Here is a 21,448-nt window from a genome sequence, read left to right as displayed (position 1 = left end):
GGGACCGGACGGTGATCAGGTTGCGTCCCCGTCGAAGAACGGTCGGAAGCCCTACCGCTCGGCCGGGCCCGGGGGTGTCCCGCCATCACTGAGCTGTCCACTGTGGTTGTACCGGAAAGATTTCCGGAGACCGTTATGACATTGACCAGCGTCTTTGTGTTTTTGGCCCTCGTGCCGCTCGGAATCAACGCCGAAAGATTGCTGCGGGTTGCCAGCTCATCACCTAGGCTCCCGAATACCCACATCGACGGCCCGCCCTCACGCCGTGCCAGCCACCGACCTCGCACGCCGGCCATCGCCACCCTCGACGCCGATTGGAGTATTCGATGACCTGGCGTCCAACCATTGCCGCACTGGCCGGCCTGTGCCTGGCGGTCACCGCCACCCCCCTGTCCGCCGGTGCTGCCGTCGCCGCCACGCATGTCAGCGCTCACGCCGCGCTCGCCGGTCCGCCCGGCGCACCGCCCGGGGCCTGCCCGACGGGGGCCAGTTACGGCCCGCCGCTGCCGGCCAGCACCGTGACGGCCCCGCGAATCCAGGGTGGGTTCACGTTCCTCGAAGGGCCGGTCTGGGTCGCCGACGGCGGCTACCTGCTGTTCTCCGACATGACCGCCGGCACCGGGCCGTACAACGTCCAGCCGTCGACGATCCGCCGGTTCACCCCGCCGGCGAGCTTCGACACGTTCATCGCCGACGCCGGCAGCAACGGCCTGGCCCTCAGCGCCGACGGCCAGCAGCTCGTCGCGGCCACCCACGACCAGCGCAGCGTGTCCGCGTACCGGCTGAGCGACCGGGCCCGCAGCACCGTCGCGCCGAACTACCAGGGCCGGGCCTTCAACTCGCCGAACGACGTCGCGGTCCGTTCCGACGGCGTCGTCTACTTCACCGACCCCAACTTCCAGCGCGGCAACCGCCCGGACCAGATGAGCGGGCGTACCAGCGTCTTCCGCGTCTCCAACGGGCAGGTGTCGCTGGTCGACGACCGGTTGCGCCAACCCAACGGCATCTCGCTCTCACCGGACGGAACCGCGCTGTACGTGGGCGCCTACTCCGAGAACAAGATCTACAAGTACGCGGTCCAGCCCGACGGCAGCATCGGCGCCCGCAGCGTCTTCGTGAACTACATCGGCGGCCCGGACGGCGGCACGATCGACTGCGCCGGCAACGTGTACTGGACCTCGGGCGGGGACTCCCTGGTCCACGTCTACTCCCCCGCGGGCACCCAGCTCGGCACGATCCGGTCCGGCAACTCCGGCACCACCAATGTGGCGTTCGGCGGCCCCGACCGGCAGACCCTCTTCGTCACGTCGGGCCGGTGGGGCGACTCCGGGCTGTACAGCGTGCGACTGAACGTTCCCGGATATCCGTACTGACCGACGGCTGGATGGCGCGCCGCTGTCGTCGTAGCCCGACGAAAGCGGCGCGCTATCCGGTGGTCGCGGCGATGAACACCACCGCCCCGACCACCACCAGCGCGGCGGCCAGGAAGGTCTGCCGTCGGGCCCGGCGCAACGCCTCCCGGACCTGCCAGGCATGCGCAGTGGCGAGCAGCCAGCGCAGGTACGGATCGGTCCGGGCGATGTTGCGGCGCGCGGTGGCGAGCCCCGCCCGGAGTGCGGCCCGCTCCTGCGGCGGGACCGTCGACAGGCGGCGGGTGATCTCCGCAGCGATGCGGCGATGACGCAGCAGACCGTCGACGTCGACGGCGTACCCGCCGAAGTGGTACCAGGGCTCGGCCTCCAGCCGCTCGCGCAGGCCGCGCAGCTCCGGCCCGCTGAGCGTCGCCGGCGTGGTCATCGGCGGGACGAGCACCTCGCTGGTCCGCCAGATCGCCCAGGCCACGCCGAGCAGCGTCACCAGCAGACCGCCGCCCGCCCACGCCGCGTGGGCCCAGTCGGTGACCTTGCCGGCGGCGATCAGCGGGCCGCCGCCGAGCAGCAGCGCGCCCACCGCGCCGGCCGAGGAGATGATCCACCGAGCCGCCGCCCGACTGTCAGCGACGGAGTCCAACGGGGACGGCAGCGCGTCCAGTCCCGCGCCGCCCGTCGGCGACTCCCCGGTCATCGGCTGTCGTCGCGGAAGACGACACCCAGCGGACCGTTCTCGTCGTCGGGCAGATCGGTGTACGGCACCCAGCGCTGGCCGTCGAAGAACTCCAGCTCGCCGCTGTCGTTGATCCGCACGGCGTTGACGTGCGCAATCTCCTCAGGATCGTCAGCCATGGATACAGTATCGGTCAGCCCGGCAATCCACTTCGGCGTCGGGTCGTCCGCCGGGCGACCGCAGGGGGGCCTTCGTGATCCGGTTGACAGTCAGCGCGACCGACGTTGTCCTGGCCGTTCGGGCCGACCGGCGTCGACACCCGGTGGGCCCCGCCGACCAACGTAGCGCCGACCTGCTCTGGCGACTGCGCGGCGGCCCCTCGGTGGAGCTGTCGTACGAGGTCGGCGTCGTGCTCGGCCGCCGCTTCCTCGACGCCCCCGGCCCGGCCCTGCGCGCCGAGCTGGACCGCCCCGGCCGGCACCGGCTCGGCATCGAGGTCGCCGACCCGGCCCTGGCCGACCTGCCCTGGGAGACCCTGGTGCTGCCCGGCGAGGAACTGCCGCTGGCACTGCGCCCCGACGTCGACGTCTGCCGGATCGGCCCCGACATACCGGCACCCACGGTCCGGGTGGACGGCCCGCTGCGGATGCTCGCGGCGATCGCGAGCCCGGACGACTCGACCCACCCGCTGCTGGACCACGAGCGGGAGCTCGGTCGGATCCTCGGCGCTGTGGAGCCGGGGCATCGGCACGGGGTGAGGGTGCGCGTCCTGGAGTGGGGCAGCGCCGCCGCGATCCGGGCCGCCCTCGCCGAGGAGCCCTTCCACGTCCTGCACGTCTCCAGTCACGCGCGCCCCGGCGCGCTGCTGCTGGAGACCTCCACCGGCACGGAGGACCGCGTGGACGCCGCGCGGTTCCTGGCCGAGGTGCTGCCGCCGGGCCGGACCGTACCGTTGATCGTGCTGGCCGGCTGCTCCACCGCCCGGCAGGATCAACGGGAGCTGCCCGGACTGGCCGGCGCGCTGCTGACCCACGGCGCGCCGGCGGTGCTGGCGATGAACGGGACGGTCAGCGACGGGTACACCATCGAGTTCTGCGCTCGGCTCTACGAGCGGTTGGCTGCCAGCAGCGAGCCGGAGCTGTTGGCGGAGGTCTCCGCCGTACGCCGCGAGCTGGCCCCGACCGCCGCCGAGTGGTGGGTGCCGACGCTGTTCCTGGCCGATCCCGGGCTGCGGCTGGCCGGCGGACGGGGCGGCGCTGCCGTCGCCGCGCCGCCCGTCCAGTCGATCGTCGGGGACGGCGTGGTGCGCGCGCCCACGGACTTCGTGGGCCGCCGGGAGATCCTGCGTCGGCTGTCGCGGGGAAAGCTTCGGGTGCTCGTCCACGGCATCGGCGGGATCGGCAAGACGAGTCTCGCCGCGGAACTCGCGCGGCGGTTCCGCGACACGGGCGGCATCGTCGTGGCGACCCACGGCGACGCCGCAGTCGACGGGATCCTCGACGAGCTGCGCCGTCAGGTGGAGAGCCGGTGCGCCCGGGCGGCACCGGACGACCCGCTGCGGCGATGGCTCGTCGCCCTCGCCGCGCCGGGCCAGGACTGGCGGCGACGATTGGACGCGATCGGCACCGGCGGCCCGGCACTGCTGCTCGTCCTCGACAACGCCGAGGACGCCCTGGACGCCGAGCACCGGTTGGCCGACGCGGACCTGGCCGCGTTCCTCGCCGCCTGGGCGTCCCGCCACGAGCTGGTCGTGACCAGCCGGCACCCGTTCCCGGTCGCCGGTCTGGAAACCTGTCACCTCGGTCCGCTCTCCTGGCAGGAGACCCGCAAGCTGCTCTGGCGGCTGCCGGGCGTCGGCCAACTGGCGCCGGCCGAACAGCAACGGATGTGGCACCGGCTGGGTGGTCACCCGCGCGCGCTGGAATACCTCGACGGCCTGCTGCACGGCGGCAACGCGCGATCCGACGAGGTGGCCGGCCGCCTGGCCGCGGCCGGCGGTGGCCGGGACGCCGGGCCGGCCGAGGTCGGCACGCCGCTGGCCGAGGCCGGCACGCCGCTGGCCGAGGCCGGCGCGCTGGCCGCCGAGGATGTGCTGCTGCCCCGGCTGCTCGCCCGCCTGGAGGCCGTCCCGGCGGCCCGTCGGTTGCTGCTCGGCGCGGCGGTGTACCGCACCCCGGCGGACCGGACCGGCCTCGCCTGGCAGCTCGCCGACCCGACGGACGGCGACGACCCACCACCGGAACCGGCGGGACTGGACGAGTCGGTCGAGACGCTGTCGCAGCTGGGGCTGCTCGCCCCGGTGACCGGGGGCCACCTGGTGCACCGGTGGACGGCGGCGAGTTTGCTGCGGATCGCCGGCCGCGACGCGGTGGTGGACGCGCATCGCCGGGCGGGCCGCTACTGGGGCTGGCGGGCCCGGTCCAGCACCGACCAGCACGACTACATCCGCCGGGCCGTCGAGGCGCGGTACCACCACCTGGTGGCGGGTGACACCGACGAGGTCGTCACCTACTCCGAACTGGCCTGCCAGGAGTTGCACGCGGCCGGGCACTGGGCGTGGGAGGAGAAGATCTGGCGGGAGCTGCTGCCGATGGCGCCCCCCGGCTCGGCGCGCGGGGCGAGCTTCCTGAAGGGACTCGGCGACGTGCACCTCAGCCGGGGCGAGTACCCGCAGGCGACGCAGCGCTACGAGGCGGCGCTTGCCGTCTACCGGGATCTCGGCGACGACAGCGGGGTCGGCAAACTCCTGCACCAGTTGGGCCTGGTCGCCGACAACCGGGGTGACCGGGCAACCGCGGACCGGCTGTTCCAGGAGGCGTTGACGATCCTGAGCCGGCTCGACGACCGCTCGGCGGTCTCCCGGACCCTGCACCAGCTCGCCGGCATCGCCCGCGGCAACGGCGACGCCAAGCTGGCCATGTCGCGTTACCTGGAGGAGCTGGCGATCGCCCGGGACCTCGACGACCTGGAGGGGATCGCGGCGAGCCACCACCAGATCGGCGTACTCGCCTTCGAGGCCCGCGACCTCGTGAAGGCCGAGCAGTGCATCCAGGTGGCGATCACCGCCTACGGACGGTTGGGCGTCCGGGTCCAGCAGGGCAGCGGGCTGGTCATGCTCGGGCGGATCGACCTCGCCAGGTTCGCGTACGAGACCGCCGAGGAGCGGGTCCGCGCCGCCCTGAAGATCTTCGAGGAGGTCGGCAGCAACGGTCACATCGCGGAGTGCTCGCTGCTGCTCGGTCACCTCTCCCGCGACCTCGACGACCTCGAATTCGCCGAGAGCTGTTTCGCCCGCGCCCGGACGATCGTCGCGGCCCTCGGCGAAGACCCGCTGCTGCGCCGCTGCGACGAACTGCTCGGCGGCGTCCGAACAGTCCTCGGCCGGGCCGCCGAGGCGGTGCCGCACACCCTCAACGCGATCGGCGGGGACGACGAGCCGCCGCTCCAGGCGGCACTGGAATGGCTGGCCGTGCAGCGCCTGGAACTGGGCGCGCGAGCCTTCTCCGACCTGCTGGCCCGGCACCTCGACCGGCGGCAGGCGGCGCAGCGGGCCGAGTGGGTCGAGGCGTACCTGCGGTTCCGGTTCGACGGCTCCCACCCGACGCCGCTCGGCAGTGGCTACGTCCTGCTCGCCATCACCGCCGCCCAGGCGGGTGAGTTCGGCACCGCCCGGATGTGCCTGCTGCGGGCGTTGCCGATCTGCGCCGCCGCCGGCTACCAGGCGGGGGTCGCCAAGTGCCACGAGGACCTCGGCCGGGTGGGCCTGGAGACCCGCCGGCTGGCCGAAGCCCGGTCCCGCTACGAGCAGGCGCTGCAGGTCTACCGCGTGCTGCGCCACGAGCCCAACCAGGCCATCGTCCTGCACCAGCTCGGCCGGGTCTGTGAGGAGCAGGAGGACCTCGCCGACGCGGATGAGTTCTACCGCCGCTCCATCGCGATCAAGAAGCGGCTCGGGAACCTGTCGGGCGTTTCCAACAGCACCTTCCACCTCGGCCGGGTGGCCGGTCTGCGCGGCGACCGGGTCCTGGCCGAACGGTGCTACCGGACCTGCCTGCGGATCGACCGTGAGCAGGGCAACTGGGAGGAGGTGGCACTGGACCAGGTGGCGATCGGGCAGCTGCGCGTCGAGCAGGGCCACCCGGCGGAGGGCATCCCACTGATCGTCGAGGCACTGAGCATCGACCGGCAGATCGGGTCGACGAACGCGGCGCTGGACCTCAACGCGCTGCGCGAGCTGCGGGCCGGGCTCGGCGACGAGGCGTTCACCGCCATCCTCACCGACACCGTCGGCCCGGCCAACGCCGTCGAGGTGCTCGACCTGATCGCGGTGCTACCGACCACCGGCGAGCCGACCTGACCCACTCCGCCACCCGTACACTCGGTTGATGGCGCACCGCCCGTGGCAGCCCGCTGACAACCGTCACCTGGATGGATGACCAGAACCCGGGGGTCCGCCGATGAGAGGCCGCTACGACAACCTGACCCGCACCCGTGCTCTCGACCCGGAGCGCGACCACCTGGTCATCTACCAGACCATGCTGCGCTACGAGTTTCCGTGGGACATGAAGCTGGGGCTCAACCTCGCCTTCAACCGGTCGTTCTCCATCCCCGCCATCGCCACGGTGCACACCGCCACGGGCGAGCTGACCGAACGCACCCAGAAGCGGATCGACGACACCGGCCTGCTGATGTACGAGATGGTGCTCAACGGCTTCCACCAGCCTCGGGGCCGCGAGGCGTTGCGGCGCGTCAACCAGATCCACGGCCGGTACGACATCAGCAACGACGACTTCCGCTACGTCCTCGGCTGCCTGGTCGTGATCCCCACCCGGTGGTTGCAGGAGTACGGCTGGCGCCCACCCTGCTGCCACGAACGTCACGCCACGCACCTGTTCTATCGGGAGCTCGGCCGACGGATGGGCATCACCGACATCCCCGGGTCGTACGACGAGTTCGAGACCTGGTTCGACGCGTACGACGCCGCTCACCTGCAACCCAACGACGACGCGGCGGCCATCGAACGCGCCACCCGCATGCTGATGCTCACCCGGATCCCCCGAATGCTCGCCCCACTGGGAAACGCACTGGTCAGCGCCCTGTACGACGCGCCGCTGCGGGGCGCGACGCGGGTCGACACGCCGGTCTGGCCGGTCCGGGCGGGGTTGCACCTGGCCTTGCGGACGCGCTCGCGGTTGCAGCGATGGTTCGGTGCGCCGCGGACGACCGCGTTGTTCGCCGACGGGATCACAGCCAAGAGCTATCCCGACGGGTACGAGATCAGCCAGCTCGGCCCCCACCAGGACCGCGTGCCCGAGTGACACCTCGTGGTGCTGGCGTCGCCGGCTCGCACGCGCCGGGCCCTGCGCTGCCCGTGTGAGGTCAGCGCGCAGATCGGCGTGCGAGTGGGACCGGTCCGCCGACTGCCCGCTGGGGACAGTCGGCGGACCGGCTGTCAGCGGACGTCGGTGGTGGTCCAGCGTGGGGAGGCGGTGGTGACCGGGACGGTGTCACCGACCAGCGTGGTCACCGTCTGGGTGTCCCGCCGCGCGCTGGTGCCGACCCACAGCTCGACGTCGCCGGGCTCCACCACGCGGGTGAACGTGCGGCCGGAGAAGGCCAGACGGGTGGTGGGCACGGTCAGCTCGACAGTGACGGACTGGCCCGGTTCCAGATGGACTCGCCGGTAGCCGAGCAGCTGCGCCACCGGCCGGGTCACCGAGGCGACCAGGTCGCGACCGTAGAGCTGGACCACGTCGTCGCCGGCGACCGCGCCGGTGTTCGTCACCCGCACCGTCACCCCTATCGCCGCGTCGGTGGGCACCGTGGCGGGCACTGTGAGCTGGCTGTACGCGAACGTCGTGTAGGACAGGCCGTGGCCGAACGGCGCCACGGGCGTCGCCAGCAGGTTGGTCCCCGCGTTCCCCGCGCCGAGGGTTGGGTGCAGGTAGGAGTACGGCTGCGCGCCGGCCGACCCGGGCAGGCTGACCGGCAGCCGGCCCGACGGGTTGACTCGCCCGGAGAGCACTCCCGCGATCGCCCCGGCGCCCTCCTCACCCGGGAAGAACGCCTGCACCACCGCCGCGCAGCGTGAGAGCGCCCAGCCGATCGCGTACGGCCGGCCGGTGAGCAGCACGAGGACGACAGGTGTGCCGGTCGCCAGCACCGACTCGACCAGTTCGCGTTGGACGCCCGGCAGTTCCAGGTCGTCCCGGTCGCAGCCTTCGCCGACGGTGCCGCGCCCGAAGAGGCCGGCGTGGTCGCCGACGACCAGGACGGCGACGTCCGCGTCGGAGGCCGTGGTGACGGCCTCGTCGAAGCCGGACCGGTCGTCGGTGTCCACGTCGCAGCCGCGGGCCCAGGTGACGAGATCGCCGCCGAACTCGGCCCGCACGGCGTCGAGCACTGTCGACACCTCGATGCCGGTCTCCACGCCGGCGTGCTGGACGAGGACGTGGTTGAGGAACGAGTAGCACCCGAAGAGCGCGCTCTGCCGGTCGGCGTTCGGGCCGATGAGGGCCACCCGACGCCCCGACGGCAGCGGCAGCGCGTCCTGGTTGGCGACCAGCACTATCGATTCCTCGGCGAGCCGGCGGGCGATCGACCGGTGCTCCGGCGAGTCGAGGTCGATCGCCTGGGGCGGCTCGTCGTCGAAGGTCGCGTCGAGCAGACCCAGGTCCAGCTTCTGGCGCAGTACCCGCAGCACCGCGCGGTCGATGAGCGCCTCGTCGAGGGCGCCCGCCCGCACCGACTCCCCCAGGGTCAGATAGGCGTCGCCGGTCGGCAGTTCGACGTCGAGGCCGGCGGTCAGCGCCTGCCCGGCCGCCTCCGCGTGATCGCTCGCCACGTGGTGCAACAGGTTCAGGAACGCGACCCCGTAGTAGTCGGCCACCACCGTGCCGTCGAAGCCCCACTGGTCGCGCAGGATGCCGGTCAGCATGGTCGGGTCGGCGGCGACGGGCATCCCGTCGATCTCGGTGTACGAGTGCATGACGCTGCGGGCGTCACCGTCGATGATCGCCATCTCGAACGGAGGGAGCAGGACGTCGGCCAGTTCCCGGCGGCCGATGTGCACCGGGCCGAAGTTGCGCCCGGCGCGCGAGGCGGAGTAACCGGCGAAGTGCTTGAGGGTGGCGTGCACGCCCTGCGACTGCAGACCGCGCACGTACGACGTGCCGATGGTGCCGACCAGGTACGGGTCTTCGGCGATGCACTCGTCCACCCGGCCCCAGCGGGGGTCACGGATTACGTCGAGCACCGGAGAGAGCCCCTGGTGGATGCCCAGGGCCCGCATCGAGGCGCCGATCGCCGCGGCCATCTCGGTGACCAGTTCGGGGTCGAACGCGGCACCCCAGGCCAGCGGGGTGGGGAAGGTGGCTGCTTTCCACGCGGACAGCCCGGTGAGGCACTCCTCGTGGACGATCGCCGGGATGCCGAGCCGGGTTCCGGTGACCAGGTCGCGCTGGAACTTCCACAACCAGGGCGCGTGTTCGGCCGCGTCCACGGGGCGGGTGCCGTAGGTGCGGGTGAGGTGACCGAGCCCGTGCCGGGAGAACTCTTCGAGCTTGGCGTTCCCGCCGAACTCCCCCTGCATAGGGGCCACCGCCTCGCCGTCTTCCTTCTCCCAGAAGCCGACGAGCTGGGCGATTTTCTCCTCGATCGTCATTCGGCCGAGGAGATCGCGGACGCGGGCCTCGCCGTCGCGAGCGTCCGGTCGTCCGTGCTCGGGCCCTGTCTGAGCCGGCGTCGGCCCGCCCACTACCGTGTGGACCTCAGTCATGCTGTGCCTTCCTGTGGTTGTGCTCGTGCCGCTGCCGCTCAGCCCTTGACCGCGCCCTGCAGGCCTCCGACGATCTGCTTCTCCGCGAGCGTGAAGAAGAGCAGTGCCGGCAGCATCGCCAGCGAGGTGAAGGCGAGGACGCCTGCCGTGTCGGTGGTGTACTGGCTGGAGAAGTTCTGCACGCCCAGCGGCAGGGTGTGCAGGTTGACGTCGCTGAGCACGAGCAGCGGCAGCAGGAACGAGTTCCAGCTCGCCACGAACGCCAGGACGCCAACGGTGACGAGCGCGGGCCGCGACAACGGCATCGCGACGCGCCAGAGGAAGCCGAGTCGACTCGCGCCATCGATGGCGGCTGCGTCCTCCAACTCTCGCGGGATGGCCGAGAGGAAGGGACGCAGGATCACGATCGTCAGTGGCAGGGAGAAGGCGACCTGCGGAAGGATCACCGCGTAGTAGGAGTTGATCAGGTTCAGGTCACGCAGCATGAGGTAGAGCGGCAGGATCGCCGCCCCGGCCGGAAACAGCAGACCGAGGGTGAAGAAGGTGTAGAGCCCTTCCCGCCCGCGGAAGCTGTAGCGGGCGAGCACGAACGCGGCGGCCAGTCCGAGCACGACCACGGCCAGCGTGGTTCCCAGGGCGATGACCGCGCTGTTGAACGCCTGTTGCCAGAAGTTGCTCTGGGTCAGCACCCTGGCGTAGTTGTCCCAGACGAACGGGTCGGGCAGGCCGGCCGGGTCCGCGACGATCTGCGGGGTGGTGCGGAAGCCTCCGATGACCACGTAGATGACCGGGGCGATCGACACCGCCGCGATCGCGAGGGCGAGCGCGTAGGTGAGCGGCGTGCCCCAGGAGACCTGACGGCGTCCGGTGGACGGGGGGAGAACCGAGTTCACGGCCATCGTCACTTCGCCCTTCCGGTGATGGCGCCCTCGATGTCGCGGCGGAGCAGGAACCGCTGGAACAGCAGCGCCGCCACGAAGGAGATGACGAACAGGATTACCGCCACAGCGTTGCCGTAGCCCCACAGCCGGGCGAAGAACCCGTTGTCCACCATGTACGTCGCCATGGTGGCCGATGCGCCGAGGGATCGCACCGCGGGCACCGAGGTCACCCAGATCATGTCGAAGATCTGCAGCGAGCCGATCATGGACAGGAACATCCAGATCCGGATCGTCGGGCCGAGCAGCGGGATCGTGACGTGCCGTTGGATCTGCCACCAGCTCGCGCCGTCGATGGCCGCCGCCTCGGTCAGCTCGTCGGGCACATTGGACAGTCCGGCGAGGAGCAGGATGATGGCGAAGCCGACGTATTTCCAGGTGAGGATGGCCAGCAGGGTCCAGATGACAACATCCAGGTCCGCCAGCCAGGCTTGCACCAGGCCGCCCATACCCAGGGACCGCAGCAGCGCGTCGACAGTGCCTTCGCCGGTCAGCAGCAGCTTCCACATGATGCCGACGGTGACCTCAGCCAGCACGTACGGCACGAACACCAGCAGGCGGAACACTGCCCGCCCACGGAAGCGACGGTTGAGCAGCAGGGCGACGCCCAGGGCGATCGGGCCCTGGATCAGCAGCGACCCGAAGACGATGATCGCGTTGTTGCGCAACGCGTCGAGGAAGATCGGATCCTGGAAGGCGAGGGTGTAGTTCCGCAGACCGACGAACTCGGTGGGAGGGCCGACCCCGCGCCACCGGAACAGGCTGTAGTAGACCGCGAAGCCCATCGGCACCAGCACGAACATCACGTAGATCAGGACGGCCGGCGTGGTGAGCCCGATGATCTCGTACCACTTGCGGCGGTTGTCGGCTCGGCGGGCGGAGTCGCGCCCGGCCTTGTGGGGGCCCGCCGGCGACGCGGAAGCGCCGCCGGCGGGCATACGGATCTGGTTGGCGGAGGTCACTTGCTTGCGGCCGCCTTCATTGCCGAGACGACCTTCTCAGGCGTCCCGTTGCCGGCGAAGATGGCGACGATCGCGTCGTTCATCGCGTTGCCGACCGTGCTGCCGTACGCCGTGTCCAGCCAGAGCTGGACGTAGCTCGCCCCGGAGGTGGCCTCCAGGATGGACTTCAGCGCGGGGTCCTTCACGGCGTCCGCCGCGCCCTTGACGACAGGCAGGCCGGTGCCGGTCTCGGCGTAGCCCCTCTGCACCTCGGGGCTCACGAGGTACTTGAGGAACTCGACGCACTCCGCCGGGGCGTTCTTGGCGCAGGAGAACCCGTCGCCACCGCCGAGAGCCGCCTTCGGGTCGCCCGGGGAACCGGAGATCGCCGGCACCGGGAACCAGCCGAGGAACGACGCGAGCTTCGCCTTGTCCGTGGTGACGGTGTCCAGCGTGCCGCGGTTCCAGTCACCCATGAGCTCCATCGCGGCCTTGCCGTTGGCGAGCATGCCGTTGGCGCTGGTCGGGTCGTTCTGGCCCGGCGTGGCGATGAAGTTGGGCTGGAACGGCTTGGTGTCGATGAACGCCTTCAGGTCCTGGCCGGCCTTCACGAAGCACGGATCGTCGAAGTTCTTCTCCGCGGAGGCCTTCTTGAGGGCGTCGACCGAGCAGGCGCGCAGCGCCATGTTGTACCACCAGTGCGCGGCCGGCCACTTGTCACCGGCACCCACGGCGATCGGAATGACGTTGATCGCCTTGAGCTTGGTGACCGCGGTGTTGAGCTCCTCGAAGGTGGTCGGCGGAGCCGCGATGCCCGCCCTGGCGAACATTTCCTTGTTGTACCAGACGCCCTCGATGCCCATCCGGAACGGCAGGCCGTACTGCTTGCCCTTGACCTGCCAGATCTCCGCGGCGCTGCCGATGTCGCCGACCTCGGTCTTGGTCTGGTCGGTGATCTCCTTGAGGTAGTCGGCCTCCACCTGCTCGGTCATCTCGCCGCCGCCCCAGGCCTGGAAGATGTCCGGCGGGTCGCTGCTCAGCAGCGCGGCAGGGAGCCGGGTGCGCTGGAGCTGGTTCGTCTCGATCGCCTCGATCTCGATCTTGACGGTGGGGTGAAGTGCGGAGAAGTCCTTGGCGACCTTCTCCCAGTAGGTCTTGCCGGGCCCGTCCTGTGAGGCGTTGTGCCACCAGCTCAGGGTCACCGGGTCCTTGTACAGCTCGCTCTGAGGGGCCGCCTCTTCGCCGCCGCCGGAACACCCGGCGAGGACGACAACACTTGTCATTAACAGTGCCAGAACGGCACTCGCACGCCGCTTCGTTGCCATCGATGTCTCCTCGACTAGTCAGTCGCGGTACTCGGCCTGCGGCGAAGTTTTACAGTCATGTAACTTGATGTCAATCGGTATCGATAACGTTTTCGAGTCGCTGACGACGGGCCCCCGGCAGGGCCCTATCATCATCGACGTGGTGTTTCAGCAGCGCGTCAAGATGTCGGATGTGGCACGTACTGCCGGCGTCTCGGTCGCGACCGTGTCGAAGGTCGTCAACGGCCGCTACGGCGTGGCCCAGGCGACCGTGGAGCGCGTCCAGCGGGTCATCCATGAGCTCGGCTACGAGGCGAGCCTGGGGGCGCAGAGCCTGCGCAGCCACCGCACCAACGTGCTCGGCATCCTGGTCGCCGAGTTCGAGCCGTTCTCCACCGAACTGCTCAAGGGGGCGTCGCAGGAGGTCGCCGGGAGCGGATACCAACTGCTTGCCTACTCCAGCGGGGACGGCGAGGGCGCCGCCGTGGGGTGGGAACGGCGCTCGCTCGCCCGGCTCTCCGGCACACTCATCGACGGCGCCGTGATCGTCACACCGACAGTGGTCGAGACCGAACACAGCTTCCACGTCGTGGCCGTCGACCCCCACACCGGGCCGTCCGACCTGCCCACCGTCGACTCGGACAACTTCGCCGGCGCGGTGCTGGCGACCAACTACCTGCTGTCCCTCGGCCACACGCGGATCGGGCACATCAGTGGACGCACCGACCTCAAGTCCGCGCAGCTGCGCGAGGCCGGCTTCCGCAGTGCGATGGCCGAGGCCGGCGTGCCGGTGGACGAGCGGCTCGTCCGCGTCGGCGGGTTCCGGATCGAGAGTGCCGCCGGCACCGCCGCGGAGCTGCTCGCCCTCACCGACCGGCCGAGCGCGATCTTCGCGGGCAACGACCTCTCCGCTATCTCCACGATGACAGTGGCCCGCGACATGGGCCTGTCGGTGCCCGACGACCTGTCAGTGATCGGCTTCGACAACGTGCCGGAGTCCGCGCTGGTCAACCCGCCGCTGACGACCATCATGCAGCCGTTGCAACGGATGGGCGCCGAGGCGTTGCGCCTGCTCGTCGACCTGATCGCCGGCGTCGAACGCGACACCCACATCCGGCTCCCCACCGAGCTGGTCATCCGTTCCTCCTGCCGCCCGCTGCACTGACGTCCGGGGCCAGGCGGCGCAGCACCCCGGCCGTCGCCGTGGGACGTGGGAGCACGCGACAGGGTGGCGGAACGTGAATCTCACCTAAGTCGACAATTCCTCCCCTAGGTTCGGTGCGCAGGACGCAGCCGAACCGGGGAGAGACGTGGACAGCTATCCGGCGATCGAGGATCACGGGCTCATCGGCGACCTGCAGACCGCCGCGCTGGTGACGTGTGACGGGACCGTCGACTGGTTCTGCGCGCCGCGGTTCGACTCGCCGAGCATCTTCGCCGCCCTGTTGGACAAGGAGAAGGGCGGCTACTTCCAGATCGCGCCGCACGACGTGCGGTACGTGACCAAGCAGCTCTACCTCCCCGGCACGCCCATCCTGATCACCCGGTTCATTAGCGCCGACGGGGTGGCCGAGGTGATGGACTTCATGCCGGTCACCGGCGAGCGGGCCACCGACGCGCATCGGCTGGTCCGCACCGTCACCATGGTCCGGGGCAGCATGCGTTTCCGGGTGGAGTGCCGCCCGCGCTTCGACTACGCCCGCGAAGAGCATCAGCTCGAGCGCCACCACAACGGTTACGTCTTCCGCAGCCGGTCGGCGACGCTGACGTTCAACCCGGTCGACCCCGTGCGGCGGCTGATCTCCGAACAGGGTGACGTCCACCTTGAGGGCGGCGACCTGGTCGCGTACGGCACGCTGAACGAGGGCGACACCGGCGGGGTGGTCCTGGAGACGGGCGGAACCGAGCCGCGCATCTTCGCGCCGGAAGAGATCCAGGGCATGTTCGAGTGGACCCGGGACTACTGGCGGCGCTGGCTCGAACGTTCCCGCTACACCGGCCGCTGGCGGGAGATGGTCGAGCGTTCGGCCATCACGCTCAAACTCATGACGTACGCGCCGACCGGCGCGATGATCGCCGCACCCACCGCCGCGCTGCCCGAACTGGTCGGCGGGACCCGCAACTGGGACTACCGCTACACCTGGGTACGCGACACGTCGTTCTCCGTGCACGCACTGCTCGGCCTCGGCTTCACCGAGGAGGTCAGCCGGTACATGAACTGGCTCGACGAGCGGATCCGCGAGGCCGGCGACCACCAGGACCCGCTGAAGATCATGTACCGGGTGGACGGCTCCTCCGACCTGCACGAGGAGGTGCTGGACCACCTGGAGGGCTACCGAGGCTCCCGGCCGGTGCGGATCGGCAACGGCGCCGCCGACCAACTCCAGCTCGACATCCACGGCGAGGCCCTCTACGCCATGCACCTAGCCGACGAGCAGGGCATCCGCGTCTCGCACCAGGTGTGGAAGAGCACCGTCCGGCTGGTCGACTGGCTCTGCCACAACTGGGACCAACCTGACGCCGGCATCTGGGAGAGCCGCCACCACCCCCGCAACTACACCTTCGGTCGGGTGATGTCCTGGGTCGCGTTGGACCGGGCCATCCGGCTGGCCACCCGCACCGGCCGCCCCGGGGACATGACCTGCTGGACCGAGCAACGCAACCGCATCTACAACCAGGTCATGGAGCGCGGATACGACCGGGCCCGCGGCACCTTCGTGCAGGCGTACGACGAGAACGTGCTGGACGCGGCGCTGCTCGCCATGCCGGCGGTCGGTTTCGTCACGCCGAGCGATCCGCTGTGGCAGTCCACCCTGCAGGCGATCGAACGCGAGCTGGTTTCCGACAGCCTGGTCCACCGGTACGACCCGGTCCACTCCCCCGACGGCCTCCCGGGCCACGAGGGCACCTTCAACATGTGCACCTTCTGGTACGTCGAGGCGCTGGCCCGTTCCGGGCGCCTCGACGACGCCCGACTCACGTTCGAGAAGATGTTCACCTTCAGCAACCACCTCGGCCTCTATGCCGAGGAGATCGCCGCGACCGGGGAGCAGATCGGCAACTATCCCCAGGCGTTCAGCCATCTCTCACTGATCAACTCGGCGCTGACGCTCAACGACCTTCTCGACACCGAGGCCGACGCCCGCCGCCGCCGGTAGCGCCAGCATGGTCCGGTCAGCCGCCGCCGGGGCGGAGCCGACGGCGGGAAGGGCTTGACGCGCCCATGTCCATCGCGCATGGTCGATAGACATAGACCGTCTCGAATGTATGGACGCTGGGGGAACCGATGAAGGCATTCGTCACCACCATCTCGGTTGCGGCAGTGCTGCTCCTGGCCACGGGCGGCGCATCCCACGGCCAGCCAGCGGCCGACCCGCCCTGCAGCGGGCAGATCCACCCGAACCCGGGGTTCGAACGCGGCACCGCCGACTGGACGGCCGGCCCCCGCATCGTCGTGCTCGGCGACGCGACCCGACCCGCACACACCGACCGTGCGTACGCCACCTTCGCCGGGCTGGACGTGACGCGTGCCGACCTGCTGCGCACCACCGTCACAGTGCCGGCCAACTGCGACCTGACGGTCCGCTTCTGGGTGCGGACCACCACCACGGAGACCCGCCGCGGCGACTACCTGAACGTCGGACTGGCGGTCACCGGGATACCCCCGAAGACGAGGTTCTCGCTGGCCTTCGACGGCGGGGCGCAGTGGCGGCAGTACGTCATGTCGAGCGGAACGGGCACTACCGAGCGCACCGCGACGGCCAGCTTCCTCGCCAGCGAGACGGCTGGCAACGGCGTCACCGCCTTCGACGTCGACGACGTGTCCTTCACATTGAGCTGACCTGCGCGGAACGGCCCTCACCGCCCCTGATGCGACAGCCGACTCCGCCCGGAGTCCGGCTGAGAACAACCCAACCCCCGGCCTGAGGCCGAAGAGCGCCTCACCGCTCGGAAAGCATCCGCAGAACAGAAAAAGGCTCGACTGTCAATAAGAAAATGGCACCGGTGAGGCCATAAGCATCCCCGGAACTGCAAGGCATTGAGATTCCGATCTCTGCCGGCGGATTTCGTGGCCGTTGAGGGGAACCAACTCTATGCTTGCCGCCGAATGCGCTGCGGCTCATCCGGGCCGAGGGTTACCCCGATACAAGGATTTGCGAATGCACCGGAAGTCTGCCCCGAGCAACGGCACCGCCGGCGTTGGCGAAGTAGCACCTGACGGCCAACTGCCGGCCTCTACCGCAGAGGGTGCCGCGCCCCGGTCCGCGGTCGCCGAGGAACAGGCGTTTCTGGACTTGGCCACGGCCCGGCGCGACAGGCTGGCCGATCACCTACAGGTCGAACTTTCGTCGGAGCCCATGGACGCGTTGGAGCGGGCCCGGCAGCGCATGCTCCGGCAGCAGTACGACGAGCTACGGCGAGCAGATGAGGGGTTGGTCTTCGGCCGCCTCGACGGCCTCGACGGCACAGTGCGCCACGTGGGCCGTGTCGGTCTCCGTGATGACGGCGACGACACTGAGCCACTGCTGGTGGACTGGCGCGCTCCCGCGGCTCGGCCGTTCTACACCGCGACGGCTGTCGACCCACAGGGTCAGGCGCGGCGCCGGCACATCCGTACGACGGGATCGGCCGTCGTCGGCGTGGACGACGAGCCTCTGGACGGGAGCGCAACGGCGGAACTCGTCGGCGAAGGCGCTCTCCTGGCCGCCCTCGACCAGCGGCGCACCGGTCGCATGTCGACAGCGATCTCCACCCTGCAACGCGAACAGGACGACATCGTCCGGGCGGAGGCGACCGGCCCGTTAATCGTCCAGGGTGGTCCCGGCACGGGTAAGACAGTGGTTGCCCTGCACCGCGTCGCGTACCTGCTGTTCACCCACCGAAAGATGGCCGACCAGGCGGTCCTGGTCCTGGGCCCCTCGCCGCGGTTCCTGCAGTACATCGCCCAGGTGCTGCCCGCGCTCGGTGAGACCGCCGTCGTCTCGGCGACCTGCGACACCCTGCTGGCCGACGTTCAGGTGGGCCGCGACGAGAGCCGGCTTCTCGCCGAAATCAAGGGTCGCGCTCTCTGGCAGCCCACGCTCGAAGGCTACGTCGCGTCGCTGCTCCCCCGACCGCGCGAGCTGAAGCTGCGCTGGGAGGGCGAGTTCTACGTCGTTCCAGCCGCGACCGTGGCGCAGGCGCTCGCCTCGGCGGTGCAGGGACGCCCGTACCACCGCGCCCGCGCGGCGTTCGCCGAGCAGGTGCACCACCTCCTTGCCGATGTCGTCGCCGAGCAGCGCGAGGCGCTGATGGCGGAGATGGAGGAAGGCTTCGAGGACATCCTCGCCCGCGTCGACAAGGGCATGGGGCATGACCACTCCTCCACCCGGACGTCCACCGGCAGCGACATCGACGGGTTGCTCTCCGAGGAGGAAGTCGAGCAGCTTCGTTGTCGTATCGCCGAGAACGCCACCATCGCCCGGTTCATCGAGGCATGGTGGCCCACCCTCGACGCCGAAGCCCTGCTGGGTGACCTCCTGACCGACCGCACCCTGCTGGCCAGGTTCGCCCCGCAACTGTCCCCCGACGAGATCACCGCCGTCGCGGCCGAGCCCACCCCATGGGCATCAAGCGACATCCCCCTGCTTGACGCGCTCGCCGACCTGCTCGGCGAGGTCGACACCCCGCAACCACAGGGCGAGTTCCTCGCCGAACGCGCTCGCCGCCAGCGCGCCTGGGTGTACGGCCACGTCGTCGTCGATGAAGCGCAGGAACTGTCCGAAATGCAGTGGCAGATGGTCCTCCGGCGCTGTCCCAGTCGCTCCATCACCGCCGTCGGCGACATCGACCAGGCCGAGGCAGCCCACCGGCACACCAGTTGGGCACAAGCGGTACGGGCTGCCTTCGGCGACCGTTGGACCGCCGCGGAACTCACCATCTGCTACCGGACCCCCCGCGAGGTCATGGACCTCACCGAACCGGTCCTGACGAAGGCTGGCAGCCACAACACCCCGCCACGAGCGGTACGCTCCTCCGGCATCGCCCCCTGGGAGCGCACGATCACACCGGCTGAGCTCGCCGACGCCGCCGTGGAAGCAGTGCGGCAGTTGCGGCAACGGTGGCACGGCGGCACTGTCGGCGTCATCGCCCCCGCGGACCGCATCGCCACACTCCAAGCGGTTTTGAGAGATGTGCCAGTGCTCACCGCAGCCCAGTCCAAGGGACTGGAATGGGACGCGACGCTCCTCATCGACCCTCAGGGCATCGCCGCCGAACCGCGCGGCTGGAACGGCCTCTACGTCGCGCTCACCCGATGCACCCAGGAACTCGGACAGCTCACACTTACGCAGCGATCAGGCTGTGCGGCTTAGCCGCGTAGGCAGAAGGGTTGGCCGTTGGCCGCCGTGGCCGCGCTGGACGTACCGGTCAAGCTCCTGACCAGCCTGGGCTTCGGCATCGACGCCTACGACGGCGTCAACCATGTCGAGGTGCTGGAGAACCTCGCCGCGCTCGACGCCCGATGCCTCTACCTCGACCGCATCGAGAACACCATCGGCAGACGCCAGGTCATCACACGCATCCAAGCGTTCCGCGACGAGCTTCTCGGCGCACGCCTCCCCCGCGCCTTCCCGCACTGATCCGACACCGCGCCCAGCCGGCCGGGCGTGCCCGCCACCGTCAATCCTGCTGACTGACTCACCGACGGCTCATCGCAGCTTCGGCAAACCCTCGTCAACCTTGACGACTCTTGGACATCTGCATCGAGCGGGCGGTGGCGCGGGCGGCAGTGTCGATGAGGTCTGCGACCGGGCCGGGTTGCGAGACCGCCACGGCGTGGGAAGCGGCGATCTCCACTGCCGTGGAACCCGCCCGGTCGGCCAGGAAGCGCTGCAGGTCCGGCGGAATGCCCTGGTCCTGGGTGGTGATCAAGGTCCAGGAGGGAATCGTCTTCCAGGCGGCCTTGGTCACGCCCTCCTCCTGGGCGCTCGCCGAGGCGGGTCGCTGCGTCGCCGCCATGATTTTGGCGGTTTCGGGGTCGACATCGGCGGCGAACACCTCGGGGAACTTGTCCTGGAAGATGTACTGATCCATTGTCGTGCCGCCGTCGTCGGAGGGGATCGGCACCATGTTGATGCTGGTGGCGAGCTGACTTCCGGGGTACTTGGTGAGCAACCCGATCACACTTTCGCCTACGTCCGGGCTCACGCTGGCGACGTACACCAGGGCCTTGACGTTGGCGGCACCGGCCGCGGCCTCGGTCATGACCAGCCCGCCGTAGGAATGGGCGGCCATCACGACCGGTCCGGGCAAGCTGTCCAGAAGAGCCCGAACGTACGCGGCGTCCTTCTGCACACCGCGCAGCGGGTTGGCGACGGCGATGACCGGGTACCCGCGACGTTTGAGGTCGGCAATCACCCCATTCCAACTCGACGAGCCGGCGAATGCTCCGTGGATCAGCACAACTGTCGGCATCTCCTGGGCAGACATGTCAGAAGCAGCGCTCATCTGGAGTTCCTTTCGAGAGGCCCGCGACCGGCTGCCTGCGGGTTGCAGACCGGACCGACGAGGACGGTCGACGGAGCATTTCCCCGGCACCGCGAATCAACCCGCGCGATCCCAGCTCCAAAGGGGTTGCAGCATCCAGAATCCGGCACTGATCAGGCCACTGTCAGCGAGATCGCAGAACGAAGCGCCAAACGCCCGGCTGGCATCTGACTCGGACAGAAGATGAGCCGCACGGTGCGCGGCAATTGAGTGACGCGCCCAATGCCGCCGGCACAGATCAGACCGAACGTTCTGTCGCTAAGATAGGTGGATGGCGAGCGACGAACCCACTGCCCGGCCCTCTGAGGCACGCCTCAAGCTTCTCCGGACGGCGACCAGGATCTTCTACGCGGAGGGCATCCACGCCGTCGGCGTCGACCGGATCATTGCCGAGGCGAAGGTGACCAGGGCTACTTTCTACCGTCACTTCCCCAGCAAGGACGACCTCATCCTGGCCTACCTGCGGGAGGTGCATCAGCTGGAGCGCGGCATGGTCGACGAGGCCCTCGCCGCCAACCGATCGCCGGTCGATCCGCTCCTCGCCATCACCACTTCCATCGCCCAGAACATCCAGTCCCCCGGGTTCCGTGGGTGCGCGTTCCTGAACGCCGCGGCGGAATATCCGGACACGAACCATCCCGTACACCAAGAACTCATGGCCCACCGGCAATGGTTCCTGGAAACCATCACCACGCTCATGGCACAGGTCCACGAGGGAACGGCGGATCCCGCAGCGCGCCACTTCGTCATGCTCCGCGACGGCGCCATGGCGGCCGGATGTCTCTCCGACCCCACATTGGTGTCCGAGACCTTCCTGCGCGGTGTGGAAGGGCTCCTCAGAATCAACTCGGAGCGTCAGTCGGCGGAGTCAGCCGGTTAGCCCCTGCGCGACCAGCCCACACGACAAGAGCTGGGCCA

Annotated in this window: 16 protein-coding genes; 9 read left to right on the top strand and 7 right to left on the bottom strand. The window is 69.8% G+C overall.

Features of this window, described 5'->3' with window-relative positions; translation table 11 throughout:
- Window positions 1-326 precede the first annotated feature (326 nt).
- Window positions 327-1,373, top strand: a complete 1,047-nt coding sequence (locus tag OHB44_RS13905) for an SMP-30/gluconolactonase/LRE family protein (RefSeq protein ID WP_330440937.1) — start codon at window positions 327-329, stop codon at window positions 1,371-1,373.
- 52 nt (window positions 1,374-1,425) lie between these two features.
- Here OHB44_RS13905 and OHB44_RS13900 read toward each other — a convergent pair whose 3' ends face one another.
- Window positions 1,426-2,064: a hypothetical protein gene (locus OHB44_RS13900; protein ID WP_330440936.1), complete on the bottom strand. Its 639-nt coding sequence runs from the start codon at window positions 2,062-2,064 to the stop codon at window positions 1,426-1,428.
- Complete coding sequence (locus OHB44_RS13895; RefSeq protein ID WP_238685047.1) at window positions 2,061-2,222, bottom strand: hypothetical protein; 162 nt, start codon at window positions 2,220-2,222, stop codon at window positions 2,061-2,063. Before OHB44_RS13895 ends, OHB44_RS13900 begins: the two co-directional genes overlap by 4 nt.
- A 74-nt stretch (window positions 2,223-2,296) precedes the next feature.
- On the opposite strand from OHB44_RS13895, the gene OHB44_RS13890 reads away from it, so the two are divergent.
- Together OHB44_RS13890 and OHB44_RS13885 are read left to right on the top strand one after the other, a co-directional pair.
- Entirely contained in the window at window positions 2,297-6,400 is a 4,104-nt protein-coding gene (locus tag OHB44_RS13890) for a tetratricopeptide repeat protein (protein WP_330440935.1), read from the top strand.
- Window positions 6,401-6,500: 100 nt separating this feature from the next.
- Window positions 6,501-7,361 carry an oxygenase MpaB family protein gene (locus OHB44_RS13885; protein WP_330440934.1) on the top strand — a complete coding sequence of 287 codons (861 nt, stop codon included), beginning with the start codon at window positions 6,501-6,503 and terminating at the stop codon, window positions 7,359-7,361.
- Window positions 7,362-7,495: 134 nt separating this feature from the next.
- Here OHB44_RS13885 and OHB44_RS13880 read toward each other — a convergent pair whose 3' ends face one another.
- The 4 genes from OHB44_RS13880 to OHB44_RS13865 are packed head-to-tail and all read right to left on the bottom strand — an operon-like array spanning window position 7,496 to window position 12,982.
- Window positions 7,496-9,820 carry a glycoside hydrolase family 3 N-terminal domain-containing protein gene (locus OHB44_RS13880; protein WP_330440933.1) on the bottom strand — a complete coding sequence of 775 codons (2,325 nt, stop codon included), beginning with the start codon at window positions 9,818-9,820 and terminating at the stop codon, window positions 7,496-7,498.
- Window positions 9,821-9,858: 38 nt separating this feature from the next.
- Window positions 9,859-10,725: a carbohydrate ABC transporter permease gene (locus OHB44_RS13875; RefSeq protein WP_091407036.1), complete on the bottom strand. Its 867-nt coding sequence runs from the start codon at window positions 10,723-10,725 to the stop codon at window positions 9,859-9,861.
- Window positions 10,722-11,720 (bottom strand): carbohydrate ABC transporter permease, encoded by a 999-nt coding sequence (locus OHB44_RS13870; RefSeq protein ID WP_238685051.1) that lies wholly within the window; start codon window positions 11,718-11,720, stop codon window positions 10,722-10,724. Before OHB44_RS13870 ends, OHB44_RS13875 begins: the two co-directional genes overlap by 4 nt.
- Window positions 11,717-12,982, bottom strand: coding sequence for an extracellular solute-binding protein (locus OHB44_RS13865; RefSeq protein WP_238685052.1), 1,266 nt, complete (start codon window positions 12,980-12,982; stop codon window positions 11,717-11,719). Before OHB44_RS13865 ends, OHB44_RS13870 begins: the two co-directional genes overlap by 4 nt.
- Before the next feature lie 181 nt (window positions 12,983-13,163).
- On the opposite strand from OHB44_RS13865, the gene OHB44_RS13860 reads away from it, so the two are divergent.
- The 5 genes from OHB44_RS13860 to OHB44_RS13840 all read left to right on the top strand — a co-directional run bounded on the left by OHB44_RS13860 (window position 13,164) and on the right by OHB44_RS13840 (window position 19,623).
- Entirely contained in the window at window positions 13,164-14,168 is a 1,005-nt protein-coding gene (locus OHB44_RS13860) for a LacI family DNA-binding transcriptional regulator (protein ID WP_238685053.1), read from the top strand.
- 145 nt (window positions 14,169-14,313) lie between these two features.
- Complete coding sequence (locus OHB44_RS13855; protein ID WP_238685054.1) at window positions 14,314-16,161, top strand: glycoside hydrolase family 15 protein; 1,848 nt, start codon at window positions 14,314-14,316, stop codon at window positions 16,159-16,161.
- 128 nt (window positions 16,162-16,289) lie between these two features.
- Complete coding sequence (locus OHB44_RS13850) at window positions 16,290-16,844, top strand: hypothetical protein (RefSeq protein WP_330440932.1); 555 nt, start codon at window positions 16,290-16,292, stop codon at window positions 16,842-16,844.
- Window positions 16,845-17,163: 319 nt separating this feature from the next.
- Entirely contained in the window at window positions 17,164-19,356 is a 2,193-nt protein-coding gene (locus tag OHB44_RS13845; protein WP_330440931.1) for a HelD family protein, read from the top strand.
- Between the two features lie 24 nt (window positions 19,357-19,380).
- The gene (locus OHB44_RS13840; RefSeq protein WP_330440930.1) at window positions 19,381-19,623 is read left to right on the top strand and encodes a hypothetical protein; all 243 of its coding nucleotides are present in this window, start codon (window positions 19,381-19,383) and stop codon (window positions 19,621-19,623) included.
- A 94-nt stretch (window positions 19,624-19,717) separates the two neighbouring features.
- On the opposite strand, the gene OHB44_RS13835 is transcribed toward OHB44_RS13840, so the two are convergent.
- On the bottom strand, window positions 19,718-20,491 hold the full coding sequence (locus tag OHB44_RS13835) for an alpha/beta hydrolase (RefSeq protein ID WP_238685057.1): 774 nt from the start codon (window positions 20,489-20,491) through the stop codon (window positions 19,718-19,720).
- Window positions 20,492-20,801: 310 nt separating this feature from the next.
- On the opposite strand from OHB44_RS13835, the gene OHB44_RS13830 reads away from it, so the two are divergent.
- A complete protein-coding gene (locus OHB44_RS13830) occupies window positions 20,802-21,410 on the top strand; it encodes a TetR/AcrR family transcriptional regulator (RefSeq protein WP_238685058.1) in 609 nt (202 codons plus the stop codon).
- The last annotated feature ends 38 nt before the right edge of the window (window positions 21,411-21,448 follow it).

Origin of the sequence: Micromonospora sp. NBC_00821 (assembly GCF_036347035.1) — a bacterium.
In the GTDB taxonomy this organism is placed as follows: domain Bacteria; phylum Actinomycetota; class Actinomycetes; order Mycobacteriales; family Micromonosporaceae; genus Micromonospora; species Micromonospora hortensis.
Note: the sequence above shows the minus strand (reverse complement) of the source record. Positions and strands in the feature narration are given on the sequence as shown.